The organism is Coprothermobacter sp. (assembly GCA_013824685.1).
In the GTDB taxonomy this organism is placed as follows: domain Bacteria; phylum Caldisericota; class Caldisericia; order Cryosericales; family Cryosericaceae; genus Cryosericum.
On record PNOG01000024.1, the window covers coordinates 35,956 to 54,523 of the forward strand.

Consider the following 18,568-nt stretch of genomic DNA (forward strand, 5'->3'; position numbering starts at 1 on the left):
TTCTTACACGCACAGATTCTCGAAGATCGCCGACACGCCGAGGCCACCCGCAACGCAGATGGTCGCAAGCCCGTACCTGGTGTTTCTCCGCAGCATCTCGTGGATCAGTGTCACTGCTATCCGGGTCCCGGAACAGCCGAGCGGGTGCCCCAGCGCAATGGCCCCACCGTTGACGTTGAGGATCTCCCGGTTGAAGCCCAGCTCCCCCACGACAGCAAGACTCTGCGCCGCGAACGCTTCGTTGAGCTCGATGAGGCCGATGTCGTCCAGCGACAGTCCAGCCCTCTCGAGGGCCTTTCGGGTAGCGGGTACAGGGCCGATGCCCATGATGGTGGGGTTGACGCCGGCGATGCCTGCCGCCACAAATCTCGCCATGGGCCTGATGCCCAGCTCAGCAGCCTTCTCTTCCGACATCACCACGACAGCAGCAGCGCCGTCGTTTCTGCTGGAACTGTTGCCGGCCGTCACCGTCCCTCCCGCCTTGAACACGGGGTTGAGCTTTGCCAGCTTCTCAAGGCTTGTCTCTCTTCTGGGGCCCTCATCGGTGTCGACGAGCGCCGTCTCGCCTCTCCCGACGCGCACGCTGACAGGGACGATCTCCTGCTTGAACCGGCCGGCGTCAATGGCCGCGACGGCCCTGACATGGCTGGCATAGGCAAATTCATCCTGTTCTTCCCTGGTGATCCCGTACTTGTCCGCCAGATTCTCGGCCGTCATGCCCATGGTGAAGGTGCCATAGATTTCTTCAGGCTGGGACCTGGGCTGGCTCTCGGTGTTCGGATCGAGCAGCTCACCGTTCCCGGACTTGTAGCCGTAGCGCGCGTTGCGAAGGTAGTAGGGAGCCGTGCTCATGCTCTCGACGCCACCAGCCACGATCACGTCGCCATACCCCGCCTGGATCTGCCACACGGCATTCAGGATGGCCTGCAGACCCGACGAACACTGCCTGTGGACCGTATAGGCAGGGACTTCTTCGGGAAACCCGCCTTCGAGAGCGGCGACTCTGGCAATGTTGGGCGCATCGGTGCTCTGTTTTGCCTGCCCGAGGATGATCTCATCCACGATCGACTTCTCGATGCCTGACCGCTTGATGGCCTCCTCCAGGACAATTCTTGCCAACTCGACGGCCAGCGTGTCCCTGAAAACCCCGCCCATGTTGCCCACCGGCGTTCTGACTGCGGACGTGATGACAACTGACTTCATTCCTGTCTCCTCCTGTTCAGTGTCCGATCGCCGCGAAGATCTGGTCGAGCTTCTGCAGTGTCACCTCGTAGTCCTGGGCCGAGTGCGCCAGCGACGTGTAGAACGGCTTGTGCGGATGGACATAGATGCCCTCGGTCAGGCACGCGAAGTCGAAGGCCTCGCGCAGCGCTCCGTTCTCGCGAGCCAGGTCCCGGTAGTTGCGAATCGGCGTCTCGCTCATGATGACGCCGAAATTGGCACCGAGGCCGGCCACGTGCCCGGGGATGTGACGGGCTGTCAGCAGATGGCGGATGCCGGCCTTGAACTCCTCGGTCGCCTCATAGAATGGCCGCATCTGGGACTCATCTGACAGGATGTCCAGCGTGGCAAGTCCCGCAGCAAGAACCTGGACTGCCCCGTTGAACGTCCCGGAGTGGAAGACGCTTCCGCCAATCGACAAGGGCGACGTCAGGTCCAGAAGGTCCTCCCGTCCCGCCACGGCTCCCACGGGGAAGCCGCCCCCGATGATCTTGCCCAGGACCATGAGGTCGGGCTCGACGCCAACAATGCCGGCCGCTCCCCTGGGGCCAGAGCGAAACCCGGACATGACCTCGTCGAAAATGAGGACCATGCCAAGCTCCCTGGTCAAGGCACGAAGCCCAGCCAGAAACCCAGGGTCTGTCTGGTAGAACGCACGAGGCGACGGCTCGACGATGACGGTGCCGACGCGGTCACGATTGGCCGTGAGCAGTGTCCTGCACGCGTCGAGGTCATTGAATGGAAGCACCAGCGTGTTCTCGAGGATGGACGCAGGAGTCCCGCGGGACCCGGACACGGACGTTGGGCGGTCTGGATCTCCGTAGTCTGCGGCCCGTGGGCTGTTGCTGAGCACCCCCTCATAATGCCACCCGTGGTAGTGTCCTTCGAAACGCGCGATAGCCGGCTTGCCGGTCGCCGCGCGGCCCAGCTGCAGAGCCAGGTACGTCGCCTCGGAACCACTGTTGGTGAGACGTACCTTGCCGGTGACCGGCAGCATGGACATCAGTTTCTCGGCGTAGATGATCTCGAGTTCGTTGGGCGTCCCAAAAATCGTCGTACCCCATGTTGCAAATGATGCTGCCACGGCACTGACGACAGCTGGATGCCCATGGCCGAGGATGAGCGGCCCAAACGCGAGACAGTAGTCGATGTACTCGTTCCCATCGACATCCCACAAGTGCGAACCCCCTGCCCGCTGCATGAACAGGGGGTAGGGGGCGAAGTACTTGACGTTGGCGACGACGCCGGCCGGGAGAGTCTGCTGGGCGCGCTCGCTCAGTGTTCGGGATGCCGGTGTCTTCGCTGTATAGAGCTGTTTGAACTCAGCAGAAGACTTCATCGCCCACCCCTCAGCTGTTCATCTGTTTCTCGACAGCCGCCAGAGACTCTTCCCAGACGTCCAGCATGACATCGCACTGATCCTGTGTGACACTGAGCGACGGACAAAGGCGGACCGAATTCTCGCCACAGGGCAGGAGCAGCAGGCCACGTTTGAAGGCCTCGAGGACCAGCTGAGTGCTTTCTTCCTTGGCCTTGGTCTTCTTGGCGTCCTTCACGAACTCGACGCCGATCATGAGTCCCATACCGCGCACGTCGCCCATGAGCGGGTGCCGCTTCTGCATCTGGCGCAGATGCTTCATGATGTACTTGCCCTGGACGGCCGCATTCTTCATCATCCCATTCTGGATGAGCTCGATCGTCTTGAGCGCTGCAGCACAGCTCAGCGGATTCCCTCCAAAGGTCGAGCCGTGGGCGCCCTGCTTCCAGTCCATGACACTCTTCTTGGCGACCATGATGCCCAGAGGAAGACCCGAAGCAACGCCCTTCGCGATGGCCATGATGTCGGGCTCGGTATCCCAATGCTCGATGGCGAACATCTTGCCGGTACGGCCCATGCCGCTCTGCACTTCATCGACCATGAGCAGGATGCCTCGCTGTTCGGTGAGCTGACGCAGTTTCTGGAAGTAGCCGGCCGGTGGCACGACGTACCCGCCCTCGCCCTGGATCGGCTCGACCACCATGACGGCCGTATCAGAGGGGGGAGCAATGCGCTCCATGACTTCTTCGATCATGCCGATGCAGCGGAGACTGCATGTCTTCGGCGCGAGACCGATGGGACACCGGTAGCAGTAGGCGTATGGCACATGAACGACGCCCTGAAGCATGGGCGAGAATCCTTCGCGGTGTTTCGCCTTTGAACCCGACAGCGTGACAGCACCGTAGGTGCGGCCGTGGAATCCACCGAAGAACGCGAGCGCCAGCGGGCGCTTCGAGTGCCAGCGTGCAAGCTTCAGGCCTGCCTCGACAGCCTCGGCTCCGGAGTTGCCGTACCAGACCATCTTTTCGGTCGGGCCGGGTGTGATTTCCTGGATCTTCTCCGCGAGCTGAATCTGAATCGGGTAGAAAAAGTCCGTGCCGGACATGTGCACCAGCTTGTCTGCCTGATCCTTGATGGCCTTGATGACTTCGGGATGACGATGACCGGTACTGTTGACGGCGACCCCGGCTGTGAAGTCCAGATACGTGTTGCCGTCGACGTCCACGACCTCCAGTCCCTCAGCATGGTCGGTCACGAGGACATATGGGCGAACGTACGAAGGCGAGATGGCGGCGCGGTCACGCGCATACCATTCCATGCCCTTGGGTCCCGGGATCGCGGTCTTGAGGTCGATATAGTTGTTCCTGGCCATTGTCATCACTCCTTTGAATAATGCTCACGACGCTTTTCGCGCAACGTGCCTGGCGGTGTCAGGTCGTAGGCGTCTTGCGTGAAGATCTTGGCGATGCCCTCGGGCGGCACCTTGCGCTTTTGTAGGTCACAGATGAGACATGGCTCCGGACAATGGCTCCTGGTGTCTTCGGGCTCGGGGTACGACACGATGACGCCTTCGTAGTTTCGCAGCACGATGCGGTCTGGAGACATGGAGAGAATGTAATTGGGACTGACCGGGATCTTGCCGCCGCCGTGCGGCGCGTCGACGACGAACTGTGGCACAGCAAAGCCGCTCGTGTGACCGCGCAGGAACTCCATGATCTCGATGCCCTTGTAGACAGAGGTGCGGAAATGACTGATACCGCTGGTCAGATCGCACTGGTAGATGTAGTAGGGTCTGACACGGATAGCCACGAGTTTCTGAATGAGCTCTTTCATGACATAGGGACAATCGTTGATCCCCTTGAGGAGGACGGACTGGTTGCCAACGGGGATCCCTGCGTCGACCAGCATCGCGATAGCCCTTGACGATTCAGGCGTCACCTCGTTGGGGTGGTCGAACTGCGTATTGAGCCACAAGGGATGATACTTGCGCAGCATGGCGCAGAGTTCGGGCGTGATGCGCTGAGGGAGAACCACGGGCGCACGCGTGCCGATGCGGATCACCTCGACGTGCTGAATCTTGCGGACCTCACTGATGACGTACTCAAGGAACTCGTCGTCGACGAGCAGGGCGTCACCGCCGGACAGGAGGACGTCGCGCACCTCCTCGTGCTCACGAATGTAGCCGATTGCCGCGTCGACCTCGCTCCTGGAGCGTCGTCCGTCAGTCATGCCTGCGAGACGCCTGCGCGTGCAGTGACGGCAATACATGCCACACTGGTCCGTAATGAGGAAGAGCACGCGATCGGGGTAACGATGCGTCAGGCCGTGGACGGGAGAATCGACCTCCTCGTAGAGGGGATCGTCCAGATCGCTCGGCGCAGACTGCAGTTCGAGCGCGCTCGGAACACATTGTTTGAAGATGGGATCATCCGGACTGCTCTGGTCGATGAGCATGGCGTAATACGGTGTGATAGCCATGCGGAACCTGGAGAGTGCATTGATAACACCGGTCTTCTGCTCATCAGTGAGATGGATGACCTGGGATAGTGTTTCGACTGTCTGGATGCGGTTGGCAACCTGCCAGCGCCAATCATCCCAGTCCTGCTGCAACACGTTCTTCCAAAGGGGAACGTCAGTGTACTTGTGACCCGACACGGAACACCTCCTCCTTTCGATGGTGGAGATGGCGGGATTTGAACCCGCGACCTCATGGATGCAAACCATGCGCTCTCCCAACTGAGCCACATCCCCACGTATGAAGACACGAACGAAAAAAATGGTGGGCCTCTCTGGATTCGGACCAGAGACCTCGTCCTTATCAGGGACGCGCTCTAACCAGCTGAGCTAGAGGCCCACTTGCAGCTTCCTTTTCCAACATGTCATTCTACAGGGAATCACCCTGCTGTCAAGTCGCAGGAACGGCTCTCAGCCGTAGCGCTCTTCCTTCCACGGGTCCCCATGCATATGATAGCCACGCGATTCCCAGAACCCGGGCCGATCCTCCGCAAGGAACTCGAAGCCGGATACCCACTTGGCGTCCTTCCAGGCGTACAGCGACGGCACGAGAAGCCGGAGGGGTCCGCCATGCGGGGCAGTGAGGGGAAGCCCTTTCCATTTCCAGACCAGCATCGTGTCGTCCGCGACCAGGGCCTCGATCGGAAGATTCGTCGTGAACTCCGTCACACAGTAAGCCATGACAAATCGAGCCGACGCGGACAACTCGACGTGCGCTGCCTCAAGGACATCACGCACCAGCGCTCCACCCCACTCGGTTGCCAGCATCGACCATCCGGTGACACAATGGAAGTCGGCCGTCAGGGTCGTATGCTTCACTGCCATGAGCTGCTGCCACGTCATCTCGGTCGGCTGCCGCACCTCGCCCCAGAACCTGAACACGAAGTTGTTCACGTCCACCAACGGCACCTGCTCGGCCGTCAGGGTGTAGAACGATGTCGTGACCGACTGGTTGGGGGGAACGCGGGGCCGACTCGGCCGAGGAGCGAATCCTGAACCACCTGAAGGTCTATGCTGGAAGACGCCCATTTCCGGAACGTTGGTAGACGTTCACAAGCAAGTCCACAAAGAACGCCGTCGCTGGAATCATCACGACACTGCCTGCGGCTTGACCGGCTACCACGGGCCAGTATGGCAGCTTTATGACATCATGCAGTACCAGAGGCAACCAGCCGACATTGAGCACCAGGCGCGTGACGCTCACTCCTATCCATATCCGCGCGGTGCGCGACCGTGGCCATCCCAGCTTTACAAACACCCAGGGGATGACACCGTTGAGAGCCGAAATTGCCGTTATCTGCCAGATGATGAAGGGTCCGGAAGGCCAGATGACGAAACCAACCAGGTCAGCAGCAGCTCCAACCAGCAATCCGCTCAGCGGGCCTGCGACGATGCCGGTAAACACAATCGGGAGATGCCCGAGGCCTATCCTGGCCCCGATGCCCCCTCCGATGGGAACGTTCAGTGACATGAGACGCGTCAGAACGATGCTCACCCCAATCATGAGCCCGTCCAATGTCAGAACTCTCAGGGCCAGGCGAGCGCGATCCGGTTTCCCTTCAACGGGGTTACTCACTGTTCCTCCTCCTGTGCGCCTCCAAGGCGCACCAACACAGCACAAACAGACGTACAAGGTCAGCCACGTCAAGTGGCGCGCCGCTGCGTCCCTCTATAGACTTTTCTGGGTTGCCTCCCTTTACGGCTATATCAATATCTCGTGCTGATTCTACCTCTTCAAGACATGAACCAAAAAGTATCACTTTCCCCACACCAAAATACTTGCTAATGTTAATGACTTTAGCTAATTCTTTTTCGAAGATTACTCTTTCCATTTTTCATTTGGGCAAGCGTAAGCTTGCCACAAACACCGTGTTATATGCCGTTTTGGCAATTCTACTTTGCTTTATATCTATCTTTTTGGTTAAACAATGTTAAATCCTTGTAACCTTTTCTAATTCTTGCACTATGCTTGACATCTTTAGGAATAAAGTATGTATCCCCATTTGTAAAAATGCATTTCTTGCCGTCTATGGTTAATTCGATTTCACCATCTAAAACGACTCCCCATTGTGCTTCATGAGAATGTTCAGGAACTTCTGCATCATTTTCAAAACTCATAAAAACGAACTGTTGTTTTTCACCTTGAAGAAGATATGAATGTAACCCTTCGATAGGGATATCTGCTTCTGGTAGATTTGTAATTATCTCCGGAAAGGATTTTTCTTTTGACATTTTTCAAATCCCCCTTTCCTTAGTCCAAATGGTAGACATTGACCGCCAGGAACCGCTTCTTGCCAACGCGCATGTGGGTGGGCGAATGACCCAGACTGACCTGGAATCCAATGTCGGCAACACGCTGCCCTTCCACTTCGATGCCGCCCTGTTGAATCAGACGGCGGGCCTCCGACTTCGAAGGCACCACCCCCAAGGCAAACAGCAGGTCAATGACCGCAACCTCGGGGAGGCCGGCAAACTCGGCCGGCAGAGCGACGTCCTCATAAGCGATGTCAGCAGACGCACTCGAAGCCCTCTTGCTGAACACATTCTCGAAGTTGGCCTGCGCAGCCGCCGCGCCCTCTGTCCCATGGAAGCGCTCAGTGACGAGGAACGCAAGACGCTTCTTGGCAGTCATCGGATGCACCGAGCCATCTGTGATACCTGCCACGATACCCTGGATCTCCGGTTCGGGCAGGCCGGTCAGAAGCGTGAAGTACTGCTCCATCAACTCGTCCGGAATCGACATGCACTTGCCGTACATGTCCACGGCGTTCTCTGCTATGCCAATGTAGTTGTCCAGACTCTTGCTCATCTTGTGGACGCCGTCGAGTCCCGGCAGGATGGGCATCATGAACGCGACCTGCGCAACCTGGCCGACTTGTTCCTGCAATTCGCGAGCGAGAAGGAAATTGAACTTCTGATCCGTGCCACCCAGTTCAACGTCTGCCTCGACGGCCACTGAATCATACCCCTGCATGAGGGGATAGAAGAACTCATGGAAGAAGATCGGGACCTGGCCGTGGTACCGCTTGGCGAAGTCGTCGCGCTCCAGAATCTGCTGGATGGTGAACCCTGAAGCGAGGCGGATGATCTCCTCGAACGTCAGTCTGGACAGCCATTCGCCGTTGTAGCGAACCTCCGTCTTTTGCGGGTCGAGAATGCGGTAGACCTGCTCGAAGTAGGTCTTCGCGTTGGCATCGATCTGCTCCCCGGTCAGGGGTGGACGTGTCTTGGAGCGTCCGGACGGATCCCCGATCCTGGCGGTATAGTCGCCGATGATGAACACCACCTGGTGACCAAGGTCCTGAAACTGGCGCAACTTGTCGAGGACGACGGCATGCCCGAGATGCAGGTCGGGCGCGCTCGGATCCGCTCCCAGCTTCACCCGCAACGCCTTCCCTGAAACGAGGGAATTCCTGATCTTGGCCGCTAGGCCTTCTTCACTGACAATTTCCGCTGTTCCACGCCGCAGGATACTCAGCTGACGTTGTACTTCCTGCTCCACCTGTGCCTTTTCCATTTTCACCTCTTTCATGGAATATCGCTTTCTCCCTTCCAGGCAATCATGACAACTGTCCCACGTTCCACAACAACCTCCTGGACGAGGCCGCAGGCGACGTTGCTCAGTGTTCTCGTCGACCCCTGCTGCACGACTGCACGCGACAGAGGGTATGCGAATCCCGTCAGGCTCAACTCGACTTCCGAGGTCATCGGAACAAATGAGACGGTCGTTCCCGACAGGAGCTGCAGGGCGTTGCTGCCCCTAAGCGGCCTGACCAGACACCGGTCATCCTCGAACGTGATGTCCTCGAAGTCAGCGAGATGCCGTGCTGCAAGCTGGAGGTTGAACAGACAGTGATCGAGTCTCCCGCCGAGTCCGGCCAACACGAGCACGCTGCCGTGCCGTTCCATCGTCACCAGCAGGTCAAACGCAGCCTCGAGGTCGGAGGCATCCTTGTGCGCCGGCAAGATGACCACCCGCGTGCGCTCCCTGTCCAGCCCTGCCAGCAGTTCGGGAACCACGGAGTCGCCGTCGCCGACAAACAGGTCGGGGGTCAGCCCAAGTTCGGACATCACGGCCAAGCCACGATCGACGGCGACCAGAAACGCGTCCGAGAACTCAACAGTGCGCAGGTACGAGAACGAGCCAGGGTCTCCCCCGGCGAAGACGATCGTGGGCGCGGCAGACATGGCTGCCCTCCTCAGGCACCCTTGAGGAGCCGTACGAATGCAGGAGCGTCTGCGGCCCGGAAGAATGCCGTCCCTGCCACAAGTTCGTCTGCGCCCGCGTCGCGAAGAGCCGCTGCGTTCGAGGCGTCGACTCCCCCGTCAACGGCGATCCGAAGGGGTATTCCAGACCGGTCCGCGGCGGAACGGAGCACCCGCACCTTCGCCAGCGTCCCCGTGAGAAACGACTGGCCCCCAAAACCGGGTTCCACCGACATCAGGAGCACCGTGTCGACACTGTCCAGGAGAGGAACAACGGACTCTGCCTGCGTCGCGGGGTTGACGGCGACACCCCTGCGGATGCCGGACCCTTCAAGGAGCTGGAGTGCCCGGAATGGGAACCGCGTCGCCTCCACATGAAAGAGCAGCTCGGCCACGCCCGCCGCGACAAACGCGTCGAAGGCTTCCTCGGGGTGCTTGATCATCAGGTGGGCGCAGCATGGCAGACCTGATGCCCTGACGATGTCGGCTGCGATCGACGAGCCGAACGAAATGTTCGGCACGAACCGGCCGTCCATGATATCCAGGTGGACGCCGTCGGCTCCCGACAGCCGAATCCGCTCGAGGGAACGACCAAGCTCTGTGAAGTCCGTGCTCAGGACAGAGACGGACACGTTGACGCGGGGCTCTTCGATCATGGGACTTTCGACACGGTCAGCTCGATCCAGGCGCCTTTCTCGATGGCGTCGCCGGCCGCTGGTTCCTGCATCAGCACCAGCTGTGCGGGTTGAGTCAGCTGAGGTGAGACGATGACCTTGCTCACCGAGAACCCGAGGGCTTTGAGACGCTTCTTCGACTCCGTCAGCGACAGCCCGACCAGATCGGGCATGGTGGCCATGGTTCCTCTGCTGATCGTCAGGGTCACGACAGACCCTCTGTTGACATCGGCGTTGACCGCAGGCACCTGGGCCAGGACAGTCCCTACCGGACTCGTGTCGACCTGCTCGACGAGGTCGCCCAGGACCAGCCGGTTCGCGACAATGAAGGCCTGCGCCACCTCAAATGTTCCACCGACGAAGTTTGGAAGTGTCAGGAAAACGGGTCCCGAACTGGTCACCACCGTGATGACGCGCCCCTTCTGTACCATGGTCTGGGGTTCGGGGTCCTGTCTGAGGACAAAATCCACGGGCATCGTGTCCGAATTCTCTGACGACTTCACTTCGACCTGCACTCCCACTGCCGCAGCTTTTGCCTCGGCCTCGCGAAGACTCACGCCCACGAAGACCGGTGCCTGGATCATGCCCTGAACAATAGTACTGGACGAACAGCCGGCACCTGCTGCCAGGATGCCAATAAGCGCGACCAGTACCAGATATCTATATGGGTTTCGTATCCTCACTGTCATTCCACCTGTAGGCGGATGGACTCAAACCATCTGCCAACTCTCGCCGGGCCGCTTTGACCCGAACCAACACACTGCAACCAGTCCGTCCACAATCACGCTTCTGAACCATTATATGGCCGGCCGCCAATAGTCAACCACAAATGAGCGCAAGTCATTTGACAACGAGGCCTAAGGCGGTAAAATCAGACCGCCCCGAAGCGGGCATTGGACGTTATTCTCTGTAGAGGAGGCTTTATGAAGAAGAGAGTCTTGATCATGGGAGCTGCAGGCCGAGACTTCCACAATTTCAACGTGGTCTATCGGGACAACCCGGACTACGAAGTGGTAGCATTCACGGCAACGCAGATCCCCGGCATCGACGACAAGAAGTATCCTGCCGCCCTGGCCGGCAAGCTCTATCCGTCTGGTATTCCAATCTACCCAGAGTCCGATCTCGACAAGCTCATCGCGGAGCTTCATGTCGATGAAGTAGTATTCGCGTACTCAGACCAGCCCCACCTGAAGGTCATGAACAAGGGTTCACAAGTCCTTGCCGATGGCGCCGACTTCACCCTGCTGGGTCCCAAGAGCACCCAGGTCAAGTCCATCAAGCCGGTCATCTCCATCTGCGCCGTTCGCACCGGATCGGGCAAGAGCCAGACCAGCCGCGCCGTCGTCCGCGCCCTGCGCGCCGCCGGCAAGAAGGTCGTGTCCATCCGCCACCCGATGCCCTACGGGGACCTCGTGGCCCAGGCTTGTGAGCGCTTTGCGACCTATGCCGACCTCGACAAGTACAAATGCACGATCGAAGAACGCGAGGAGTACGAGCCGCACATCGACATGGGCGCCGTCATCTACGCCGGCGTCGACTATGAGATGATCGTTCGCAAGGCAGAGAAGGAAGCGGACGTCATTGTCTGGGACGGCGGCAACAACGACTTCTCGTTCTACGTTCCAGACCTCAAGATCACTGTTGCCGATCCCCTGCGGGCCGGCAATGAACTCACGTACTATCCCGGCGAGACCAACTTCCGTCAGGCAGACGTCATCGTCATCAACAAGGTCGACTCGGCTACTCCCGCACAATTGACCGAGGTCCGCGAGAACATGTACAAGGTGAATCCCAAGGCCATCATGATCGAGGCCGCTTCTCCCGTGTTTGTAACAGACCCTGACATGATTCGCGGCAAGCGGGTCCTGGTCATCGAGGACGGCCCCACGCTCACGCACGGTGAGATGAACTATGGTGCCGGATACGTCGCAGCCATGAAATACGGCGCAGCCGAGATCATCGACCCTCATCCCTATGCGGTCGGCTCCATCAAGGCCACGTTCGAGAAATATACCCAGAAGATGAGTATCCTGCCGGCCATGGGCTACAGCGATGAGCAGATCGAAGACCTGCGTCAGACCATCGAAGCAACCCCGTGCGACGTCGTCGTCATGGGCACACCCATCGACCTGCTGCGCGTCCTGAAGCTTTCCAAGCCGTCGGTCCGCGTCACCTACGAACTCCAGGAGATTGGCACACCAACCATCGTTGACGTCCTGAAGAAATTCGGGCTCATCTGACCCGGGGGGCATTATGGCCACCAAGCTCAAAGGAAGGGACCTGCTCTGCCTCAAGGACTTCTCGAAAGAGGAGATCCTCGAGATCATCTCGTTTGGCGACAAGCTGAAGATGGATTCCATGGTGGGAAAGCAGGAGCACTACCTGGAAGGCAAGTCTGTTGCCATGATCTTCCAGAAAGCCTCTACCCGCACCAGAGTGTCGTTCGAAGTCGCAGCATTCGAACTCGGCGCCCACGCATTGTACCTCAACGCGAACGACATGCAGCTGCACCGGGGTGAGACCATTGCGGACACCGCACATGTCCTTTCGCGCTACGTGGCCGGTATTGTCGCACGCGTGTTCGCGCACCAGGACCTTGTCGACCTTGCCGCCAACAGCGATTCGCCGATCATCAACGCCCTGTCCGACTTGAGCCATCCGTGCCAGATCCTCGGGGACCTCATGACCATCCGCGAGAAGAAGGGCTCCCTCAAGGGCCTCAGACTCGCGTACGTCGGCGACGGCAACAATGTCGCCAACTCCCTGCTGCTCGGCTGCGCACGCGTTGGCATGAGCATTGCCATCGCATCACCCAAGGGGTTCGAGCCGAGGGAAGACATTGTCAGGACCGCAACCGAGATCGCCAAGCAGAGCGGCAGTACCGTTCTCGTGACCAACGATCCCATCGTTTCGGTCCAGGATGTCGACGTCGTGTATACCGACGTCTGGGCTTCCATGGGTCAGGAAGCAGAGCATGAGGAACGCGTGAAGGTCATGCGTCCCTTCTCCCTTACTGCCGATCTCATGGAACACGCCAAGAAAGACGCCATCGTGCTGCACTGTCTGCCGGCTCACCGCGGCGAAGAGATCACCGACGCAGTCATCGATGGCCCTCAGAGCGTGGTGTTCGACCAGGCCGAGAACAGGCTCCATATCCAGAAGGCGGTCCTGGCTCTTCTGCTCGGCTAGCGCTTGTCCGGAATCACACACTATTGACAAAGGCCGGGGATACCCCGGCCTTTTCTCTTCTTCCGTCACACGACTGGGCCGAACGGCTCCGCAGTCGTTCAGCGTCCTCAGTTCTCAGGAGTGCGGTTCGCTTTCCCCTTGCTGCTTCGCACGTACATCCCTGCTTTCTGCGCAGCAACTGCTCCGTCAGCCACCGCGGTCACAATCTGCTTCAGCGATTTGCGCCGTACGTCTCCTGCTATGTAGAGGCCCGGAACACCCGTCTCTGTCGATTCGGGAGTCATGACATAGCCTTGGGCGTCGACTTCAACCAATCCCTTGAGGAGGTCGCCTGTCGGAACAAACTCCATGGCTACGAAGACGGCTGCAACCTCCAGCGTCTTCTCCCCTCCGGCCGAAAGGCGCAGTCGAAGCCGCTCTACCTTTCCCTCTCCCTCAACGGCCGCGGGAGCCGCACCCGGAACAAATTCGACATTCGAAAGCGCTTTCAGCTGTTCAATCAGGATTGGTTCTGCCTGGAGCGAGTCGAGCGGAAACACGACGCTCACCCTGCTGCAACCGCGCGCGAGCACCAGCGCTTCCTCGACAGCGGAACCACCACCACCCACCACGGCGACCGGCTTTCCCTTGAAGAATGCAGCATCACACGTAGCACAGTAGCTGATGCCCCGTCCACGGTACTTCGATTCCTCTTTCACAGGGAGAACCCTGGGCATGGCGCCCGTCGCTACGATGACCGAACCAGAGAGGTACACTGTTCCCTCAGCGGTCGTGACCCTGAAGCCCGTGTCCGTCCTGTCAAGCGAGAGTGCCTCGTCCGACACAAACTCCGCACCGAACCGTTCAGCCTGCCGACGCATGCGCTCCATGAGTTCAGGCGCAGCAATGCCATCGGGAAAACCGGGGTAGTTGTCGATCCATTCGGTCGAAAGAACCAGTCCTCCCACACTCATGCGTTCCAGAACGACCGCCTTGACCAGCGACCGGCTGGCATACAGGGCAGCAGCCAGACCCGCAGGCCCGGCTCCTATGATCAGAATATCGGTAGTGCGTTCACTCATCATCCACCTCCATATACCCCCTAGGGTATATGTATCAGTATATGCGGAACCTGTGGAGCCGCAACCGCTTTCGGCTACTCCGTATCGACACGGCCTCCAGGCGCGGCAGGAGCAACCCTTCTTCCCTCCCGGAGCGACTGCGACCAGAGGCCTTCGAGGTTATAGTGCCTCCGGACGTCGGCACCGACGAACACATGGAAAACGGTATCCCCGTAGTCGCACACGACCCAGTCGGATGCGGGTGATGATTCGGTGAAGGTGACGACCCCGGCATCAAGCTCGACCGCCTTTGCCACCTTGCGAAGCAGTGCATCGGCCAGAACCGTATTGTCGACCGTGGCAATGACCAGGAAATCGAAGAAGGGGGTCCGTTTCCTGACGTCAATCAATCTGACCTCCTCGACCCCCATCTTCTCACACTCGTTGACGATCCGGTTTGCCAGTCGTTTGCCGTTCATGAGCACCTCACACCAAGGAATGGCTGTTCAAGTCCATTGTACGTTCTGACGTTCCGAAAGCAACGTCAATGCTCTCCCTCGCGTCAACTCAGGTAAGAATGGAGGTGAACCATCAGGCCGTGAACTCACTAGAAACGGAGGCGTAGCTGCCACGTTTCCTGATGATCCGGTTTCGATTGCCACCCACCGCGCTTGTCAGACAAGCCCTTCGGGGTAGACTCAGCATGAAACCGTCTGATACAAGGGGAGCCTGTGCGCAGAAAAGGGTTCACGCTGCTGGAGCTTGTCGTTGCGATAGCGATCGTGATGATCCTGGTGACGATGGCCGTGCCGCGTCTCGACAGGTATGTCGCGCGGGTCCGTCTCCGATTTGCCGGGATGACGCTGGTACAGGACCTCCGCAACATGCAGGCCAATGCTGTGTGTGAAGACTGCTTCTACACGATCGTCTTCGTGACCAATCAGAACAGGTACTACTTCAGACAAGGCACCAAGTCCTATGCGCCCCCTGGGACAGTCAGGACGGAGCGGTGGCTGTCGAGATACGCCGGGTTTCCGCTGGCGGTCGGCAAGAGAACTCCTGTCTCCGCAGTGTTCGGCTCTGAGACATCGATGCAGACCCCGCTGGTCACGATGAGCTTCAATTCGATGGGGAGGCCGGCTGGGACTGGCGGAGGTCATGTGACCTTCATCAACGCGTATGGTGAACGCGTCGACGTCATCATCACCCCGGTCGACGGGAACATCCGTATGGCGTGGGTTCGATGAACCAGCTTGTAACAGGGTGTAACAGGGGACAGCCGTGTAACAGGGTGTAACAGGGGACAGCCGTAGTTGTTGTAACATGGCACCGTATGTAACAGGGGACAGTCGTAGTTGTTGTAACATGGCACCGTAGAAGGAAGAGCAGGGTTGCAGGTCGCTATGCGCCTTAGTGGGCCCAGCGCAGGTGGCCGGGCTCTTTGTTGTTATCGCTAGTCCGTAGTTTAGTAGTTGAACTGCTGCACCAGGTAGGACGGGTTGAGCTGCTCGCCGGTGGTGTGCTCGATCATGGTGTTCCATGAGTACTTCGAGCCAGGCGTGAACACGTTGCCCACGAACCAGCGGCCACCTTCGGGCGTCAGGACCTTGCCGTCGGCTTTGGCGCGCAGGGTGTGGTCGAACTGGGAGGCGAGCATCTCGCCGAGCAGATAGTTGTGGTAGTAGACGGGTGCCATGGCGAAGTGGTACTTGGCGGCCCAGTCGGGCTTCTCGAAGCGTTCCTCGGGGGCGTTGAGGTACTGGATGTTCTGGACGCCCTGGTACCAGAGCCGGCTGTCGCTCTTCTCGGTGCGGTACAGCTCGCGCTCGAAGAGCGCGAAGTGGGTGATCCACCGCGTCGCGACGAGCATCTGGTTGCGGATGGCGACCGGCAGGTCTGCCTGCAGCTTCTGGAGGTTGGCGTCATCGATGCCCACCATCTGTTTGTACCACTTGGGGTCGCGGGCCATGCGCCCAAAGAACATGGCGACGGCTTCGGTCGTGAAGATGTGCGCGGGTTGGCGCAGCACCTCGGGAAGCGACATGTCGGTGTACTTGTCGTAACAGGCGTGGCCCATTTCGTGCAGGAGGGTCTCCATCTCGGTCTCGTTGGGCCGGAGGTTGGCCAGGACGCGGACGTCGCCCTTGTTGTCGAGGTGCATGCAGAAGGCGTGCTGGTCCTTGCCCGCCCGCTCGTAGAGGTCGCTGCGAGCGATGATGTCGCGGATGTCCAGCCCGATGGCATCGTAGGTGGCTGTCGCAAGTTCCTCGATGATATGGTCTCCCTTGCCCTCGAAATACACGCCGAGATCGACGTCTGAGGTACGGGGAGCTTCCTGGAAGAACATGTCGCTCATGTGCCACGGCATCAGCTGGGAAGGGTCGACGCCCAGCCGCTGTCCGACCGCCTGATCGATGGAGTCCTTGACGCGGCGAAACAGGGTGTCGGTCTGGTCGCGGTAGCTCTCGAGCGTCTGCTTGAGCCATGCGCCGTCGAACTCCTGGAGCTGGATCTGCATCTCATAGTAGTTGGCGTACCCCAGCTTGACGGCGGACTCGTTGCGCAGCTTGATGAGCTCCATGAGGCCAGGCTCAAGTACGGCGCCCACCTGCTTGCTGGCGAGCCATGCCTTCTTGCGCAGGTCATCGTCGGTGCTGGTCCGGAGGATCTCCTCGATCTGCTTGTTGTTGACTTCCCTGCCGTCGATGGTGCCGCGAAACTTCGTCGTGATGCCCTGAAGGGCGATCTGCTGGCTGACCAGTTGCTGAAGGGTCTCCTTGTCCAGCTGGTTTTCGACCATCATGTCGTGGATAAGAGTGAGCTGCCTGCGCTCGAACTCTTCCAGACTGTCCGCTGCGAGCATGGCATTCACGGTGTCGAAGCGCTCCTTGTCGGCCAGGAAGAGCCGCATCGCCAGGTCGGCATGCTCTGCTTGCGCGGCGTACTCGTCCTTCCCGGTCGTCGACAGGTTCCACGCGGCGATGTTGCACTGATAGTACAGCTCGTTCAGCTTCTCATTCAGGTCCTTCAGATACATGACTTTTTCCATAGGTACCTCCTGGGATACGTACAGTTTACGAAGGAATGTGCGAATGCAACAGGCGGGCAGAGGAGCGGCCGGAACAGGCTCCAGCTTGAAGAGGCCACACTTGACACGTTTTCGGGGCGGCATATAGTTTAAGTATTCTCTGGGGCAGGGTGAAATTCCCGACCGGTGGTAGTAGCGAAGAGCTTAGCCCACGAGCCGCTGCGGCGGTAGGACTTGGTGCGATTCCAGGGCCGACAGTACAGTCTGGATGGGAAGAGACGTTCGCTTTCCGTGCCCCCAGGGTTGATTGCAGCTGCAAGGCTGCGTCTACTATGGAGGTAGAGAATGGAATCGAGAAAACTGCGTGTGCTCGCCCTGACCGGCATGCTGGCCGCCGTCGGGTATGTCCTTCAACTGTTCGAGTTTCCCCTGCTGCCGGCAGCGCCATTCCTCAAGTTCGACTTTGGTGATGTCGCCGTCTTCATCGCGGGCTCGGCGATGGGTCCAGCGGCGGCCATCCTGACGGCTGTGGTGAAAGGAATCCTCTGGGTGCTCATCGGCCGTGGGACGAACGGCTGGGTCGGAGCAGGTATGAACACGATTACCATCATCGCCTTTGCACTACCGGTGGCTTTTCTGGCCCGCTCCAGGAAGATATGGGTCAAGGTCGCTGCAGCGGGTCTGGGCGTTGTCGTGATGACGGTCGTGATGGCCGGCGTGAACCTGATCGTGGACCCCTGGTACTTCAAGATGCCGATTGCGGCCGTCAAAGCCATGATCGTGACTGCGATCATCCCCTTCAACCTGCTCCGTGGCCTCATCAACGGAGCCGTGTCGGTGGGCATCATGCTGGCGCTTCAGCGGACGGCCATTTTCCGAGGGGACCGCTAGCTCTGGTGCCTGGCACCGCCTCACTCCGTCGTTCCCGCGCAGGCGGGAACCCACGCGACGATGCATCCCCGTTCGTCGTTCCCGCGCAGGCGGGAACCCCGTCCTGCCCTTGTTGCAGCATGTTACAACAACTACGGCTGTCCCCTGTTACAAAGTCCGTCGTTCCCGCGCAGGCGGGAACCCCGTCCTGCCCTTGTTGCAGCATGTTACAACAACTACGGCTGTCCCCTGTTACACCCTGTTACAAAGTCCGTCGTTCCCGCGCAGGCGGGAACCCCGTCCTGCCCTTGTTGCAGCATGTTACAACAACTACGGCTGTCCCCTGTTACACCCTGTTACAAAGTCCGTCGTTCCCGCGAAGGCGGGAACCCATGCGTTTGACCAAGACTGGATGCCCACCTGCACGGGCACGGCAAAGCCGCTGTTCTTGCCTCACGGGGCGCTGAGCATATACTGTCGTCATGCGCCGGGGCTTGGCATGACCGGC

18 protein-coding genes, 2 tRNA genes and 1 riboswitch are annotated in these 18,568 nt (G+C 59.3%); of the genes, 4 read left to right on the plus strand and 16 right to left on the minus strand.

Annotated elements, in window-relative coordinates; translation table 11 throughout:
• Positions 1–3 precede the first annotated feature (3 nt).
• From C0398_07995 to C0398_08055, 13 genes are all read right to left on the minus strand, one after another.
• The gene (locus tag C0398_07995) at positions 4–1,203 is read right to left on the minus strand and encodes an acetyl-CoA C-acyltransferase (GenBank protein MBA4365921.1); all 1,200 of its coding nucleotides are present in this window, start codon (positions 1,201–1,203) and stop codon (positions 4–6) included.
• Positions 1,204–1,219: 16 nt separating this feature from the next.
• On the minus strand, positions 1,220–2,560 hold the full coding sequence (locus C0398_08000; protein ID MBA4365922.1) for an aspartate aminotransferase family protein: 1,341 nt from the start codon (positions 2,558–2,560) through the stop codon (positions 1,220–1,222).
• Positions 2,561–2,570: 10 nt separating this feature from the next.
• Entirely contained in the window at positions 2,571–3,911 is a 1,341-nt protein-coding gene (locus tag C0398_08005) for an aspartate aminotransferase family protein (GenBank protein ID MBA4365923.1), read from the minus strand.
• A 5-nt stretch (positions 3,912–3,916) separates the two neighbouring features.
• Positions 3,917–5,263, minus strand: a complete 1,347-nt coding sequence (gene ablA / locus C0398_08010; GenBank protein MBA4365924.1) for a lysine 2,3-aminomutase — start codon at positions 5,261–5,263, stop codon at positions 3,917–3,919.
• Positions 5,215–5,290, minus strand: a tRNA-Ala gene (locus C0398_08015). Before C0398_08015 ends, ablA begins: the two co-directional genes overlap by 49 nt.
• A 26-nt stretch (positions 5,291–5,316) precedes the next feature.
• Positions 5,317–5,393 (minus strand) — tRNA-Ile (locus tag C0398_08020).
• A 71-nt stretch (positions 5,394–5,464) separates the two neighbouring features.
• Positions 5,465–6,082: a sulfite oxidase-like oxidoreductase gene (locus C0398_08025; protein MBA4365925.1), complete on the minus strand. Its 618-nt coding sequence runs from the start codon at positions 6,080–6,082 to the stop codon at positions 5,465–5,467.
• Entirely contained in the window at positions 6,063–6,629 is a 567-nt protein-coding gene (locus C0398_08030; protein ID MBA4365926.1) for a folate family ECF transporter S component, read from the minus strand. Before C0398_08030 ends, C0398_08025 begins: the two co-directional genes overlap by 20 nt.
• 317 nt (positions 6,630–6,946) lie before the next feature.
• Positions 6,947–7,285, minus strand: coding sequence for a cupin domain-containing protein (locus C0398_08035; protein ID MBA4365927.1), 339 nt, complete (start codon positions 7,283–7,285; stop codon positions 6,947–6,949).
• Positions 7,286–7,304: 19 nt separating this feature from the next.
• Entirely contained in the window at positions 7,305–8,585 is a 1,281-nt protein-coding gene (locus tag C0398_08040; GenBank protein MBA4365928.1) for a tyrosine--tRNA ligase, read from the minus strand.
• The gene (locus tag C0398_08045) at positions 8,582–9,241 is read right to left on the minus strand and encodes a thiamine diphosphokinase (protein MBA4365929.1); all 660 of its coding nucleotides are present in this window, start codon (positions 9,239–9,241) and stop codon (positions 8,582–8,584) included. Before C0398_08045 ends, C0398_08040 begins: the two co-directional genes overlap by 4 nt.
• 11 nt (positions 9,242–9,252) lie before the next feature.
• The gene (rpe, locus tag C0398_08050; protein ID MBA4365930.1) at positions 9,253–9,915 is read right to left on the minus strand and encodes a ribulose-phosphate 3-epimerase; all 663 of its coding nucleotides are present in this window, start codon (positions 9,913–9,915) and stop codon (positions 9,253–9,255) included.
• Entirely contained in the window at positions 9,912–10,622 is a 711-nt protein-coding gene (locus C0398_08055; GenBank protein ID MBA4365931.1) for a hypothetical protein, read from the minus strand. The genes rpe and C0398_08055 overlap by 4 nt, the downstream gene beginning before the upstream one ends.
• A 234-nt stretch (positions 10,623–10,856) precedes the next feature.
• Between C0398_08055 and C0398_08060 the strand changes: the two genes are divergently transcribed.
• Complete coding sequence (locus C0398_08060) at positions 10,857–12,173, plus strand: GTPase (protein ID MBA4365932.1); 1,317 nt, start codon at positions 10,857–10,859, stop codon at positions 12,171–12,173.
• A gap of 13 nt (positions 12,174–12,186) precedes the next feature.
• Positions 12,187–13,122, plus strand: a complete 936-nt coding sequence (argF, locus tag C0398_08065) for an ornithine carbamoyltransferase (GenBank protein ID MBA4365933.1) — start codon at positions 12,187–12,189, stop codon at positions 13,120–13,122.
• Between the two features lie 107 nt (positions 13,123–13,229).
• Here argF and C0398_08070 read toward each other — a convergent pair whose 3' ends face one another.
• Together C0398_08070 and rsfS are read right to left on the minus strand one after the other, a co-directional pair.
• Complete coding sequence (locus tag C0398_08070) at positions 13,230–14,186, minus strand: thioredoxin-disulfide reductase (GenBank protein MBA4365934.1); 957 nt, start codon at positions 14,184–14,186, stop codon at positions 13,230–13,232.
• A gap of 71 nt (positions 14,187–14,257) precedes the next feature.
• Positions 14,258–14,641 (minus strand): ribosome silencing factor, encoded by a 384-nt coding sequence (gene rsfS / locus C0398_08075; protein MBA4365935.1) that lies wholly within the window; start codon positions 14,639–14,641, stop codon positions 14,258–14,260.
• Between the two features lie 234 nt (positions 14,642–14,875).
• On the opposite strand from rsfS, the gene C0398_08080 reads away from it, so the two are divergent.
• On the plus strand, positions 14,876–15,409 hold the full coding sequence (locus C0398_08080; protein ID MBA4365936.1) for a hypothetical protein: 534 nt from the start codon (positions 14,876–14,878) through the stop codon (positions 15,407–15,409).
• 218 nt (positions 15,410–15,627) lie between these two features.
• On the opposite strand, the gene C0398_08085 is transcribed toward C0398_08080, so the two are convergent.
• Entirely contained in the window at positions 15,628–17,334 is a 1,707-nt protein-coding gene (locus tag C0398_08085; GenBank protein MBA4365937.1) for a peptidase M3A and M3B thimet/oligopeptidase F, read from the minus strand.
• Between the two features lie 8 nt (positions 17,335–17,342).
• Positions 17,343–17,474, plus strand: a riboswitch (FMN riboswitch).
• Between the two features lie 61 nt (positions 17,475–17,535).
• On the opposite strand from C0398_08085, the gene C0398_08090 reads away from it, so the two are divergent.
• On the plus strand, positions 17,536–18,081 hold the full coding sequence (locus tag C0398_08090; GenBank protein ID MBA4365938.1) for a hypothetical protein: 546 nt from the start codon (positions 17,536–17,538) through the stop codon (positions 18,079–18,081).
• Positions 18,082–18,568 lie beyond the last annotated feature (487 nt).

What these genes read in the sequence shown, in the direction of transcription:
- C0398_07995 (MBA4365921.1), bottom strand. Translation starts at nt 1,203, where the DNA reads ATGAAGTCAGTTGTCATCACGTCCGCAGTCAGAACGCCGGTGGGCAAC.
- C0398_08000 (MBA4365922.1), bottom strand. Translation starts at nt 2,560, where the DNA reads ATGAAGTCTTCTGCTGAGTTCAAACAGCTCTATACAGCGAAGACACCG.
- C0398_08005 (MBA4365923.1), bottom strand. Translation starts at nt 3,911, where the DNA reads ATGGCCAGGAACAACTATATCGACCTCAAGACCGCGATCCCGGGACCC.
- ablA (MBA4365924.1), bottom strand. Translation starts at nt 5,263, where the DNA reads ATGGTTTGCATCCATGAGGTCGCGGGTTCAAATCCCGCCATCTCCACC.
- C0398_08025 (MBA4365925.1), bottom strand. Translation starts at nt 6,082, where the DNA reads ATGGGCGTCTTCCAGCATAGACCTTCAGGTGGTTCAGGATTCGCTCCT.
- C0398_08035 (MBA4365927.1), bottom strand. Translation starts at nt 7,285, where the DNA reads ATGTCAAAAGAAAAATCCTTTCCGGAGATAATTACAAATCTACCAGAA.
- C0398_08040 (MBA4365928.1), bottom strand. Translation starts at nt 8,585, where the DNA reads ATGAAAGAGGTGAAAATGGAAAAGGCACAGGTGGAGCAGGAAGTACAA.
- C0398_08045 (MBA4365929.1), bottom strand. Translation starts at nt 9,241, where the DNA reads ATGTCTGCCGCGCCCACGATCGTCTTCGCCGGGGGAGACCCTGGCTCG.
- rpe (MBA4365930.1), bottom strand. Translation starts at nt 9,915, where the DNA reads ATGATCGAAGAGCCCCGCGTCAACGTGTCCGTCTCTGTCCTGAGCACG.
- C0398_08055 (MBA4365931.1), bottom strand. Translation starts at nt 10,622, where the DNA reads ATGACAGTGAGGATACGAAACCCATATAGATATCTGGTACTGGTCGCG.
- C0398_08060 (MBA4365932.1), top strand. Translation starts at nt 10,857, where the DNA reads ATGAAGAAGAGAGTCTTGATCATGGGAGCTGCAGGCCGAGACTTCCAC.
- argF (MBA4365933.1), top strand. Translation starts at nt 12,187, where the DNA reads ATGGCCACCAAGCTCAAAGGAAGGGACCTGCTCTGCCTCAAGGACTTC.
- C0398_08070 (MBA4365934.1), bottom strand. Translation starts at nt 14,186, where the DNA reads ATGATGAGTGAACGCACTACCGATATTCTGATCATAGGAGCCGGGCCT.
- rsfS (MBA4365935.1), bottom strand. Translation starts at nt 14,641, where the DNA reads ATGAACGGCAAACGACTGGCAAACCGGATCGTCAACGAGTGTGAGAAG.
- C0398_08085 (MBA4365937.1), bottom strand. Translation starts at nt 17,334, where the DNA reads ATGCCGCCCCGAAAACGTGTCAAGTGTGGCCTCTTCAAGCTGGAGCCT.
- C0398_08090 (MBA4365938.1), top strand. Translation starts at nt 17,536, where the DNA reads ATGGAATCGAGAAAACTGCGTGTGCTCGCCCTGACCGGCATGCTGGCC.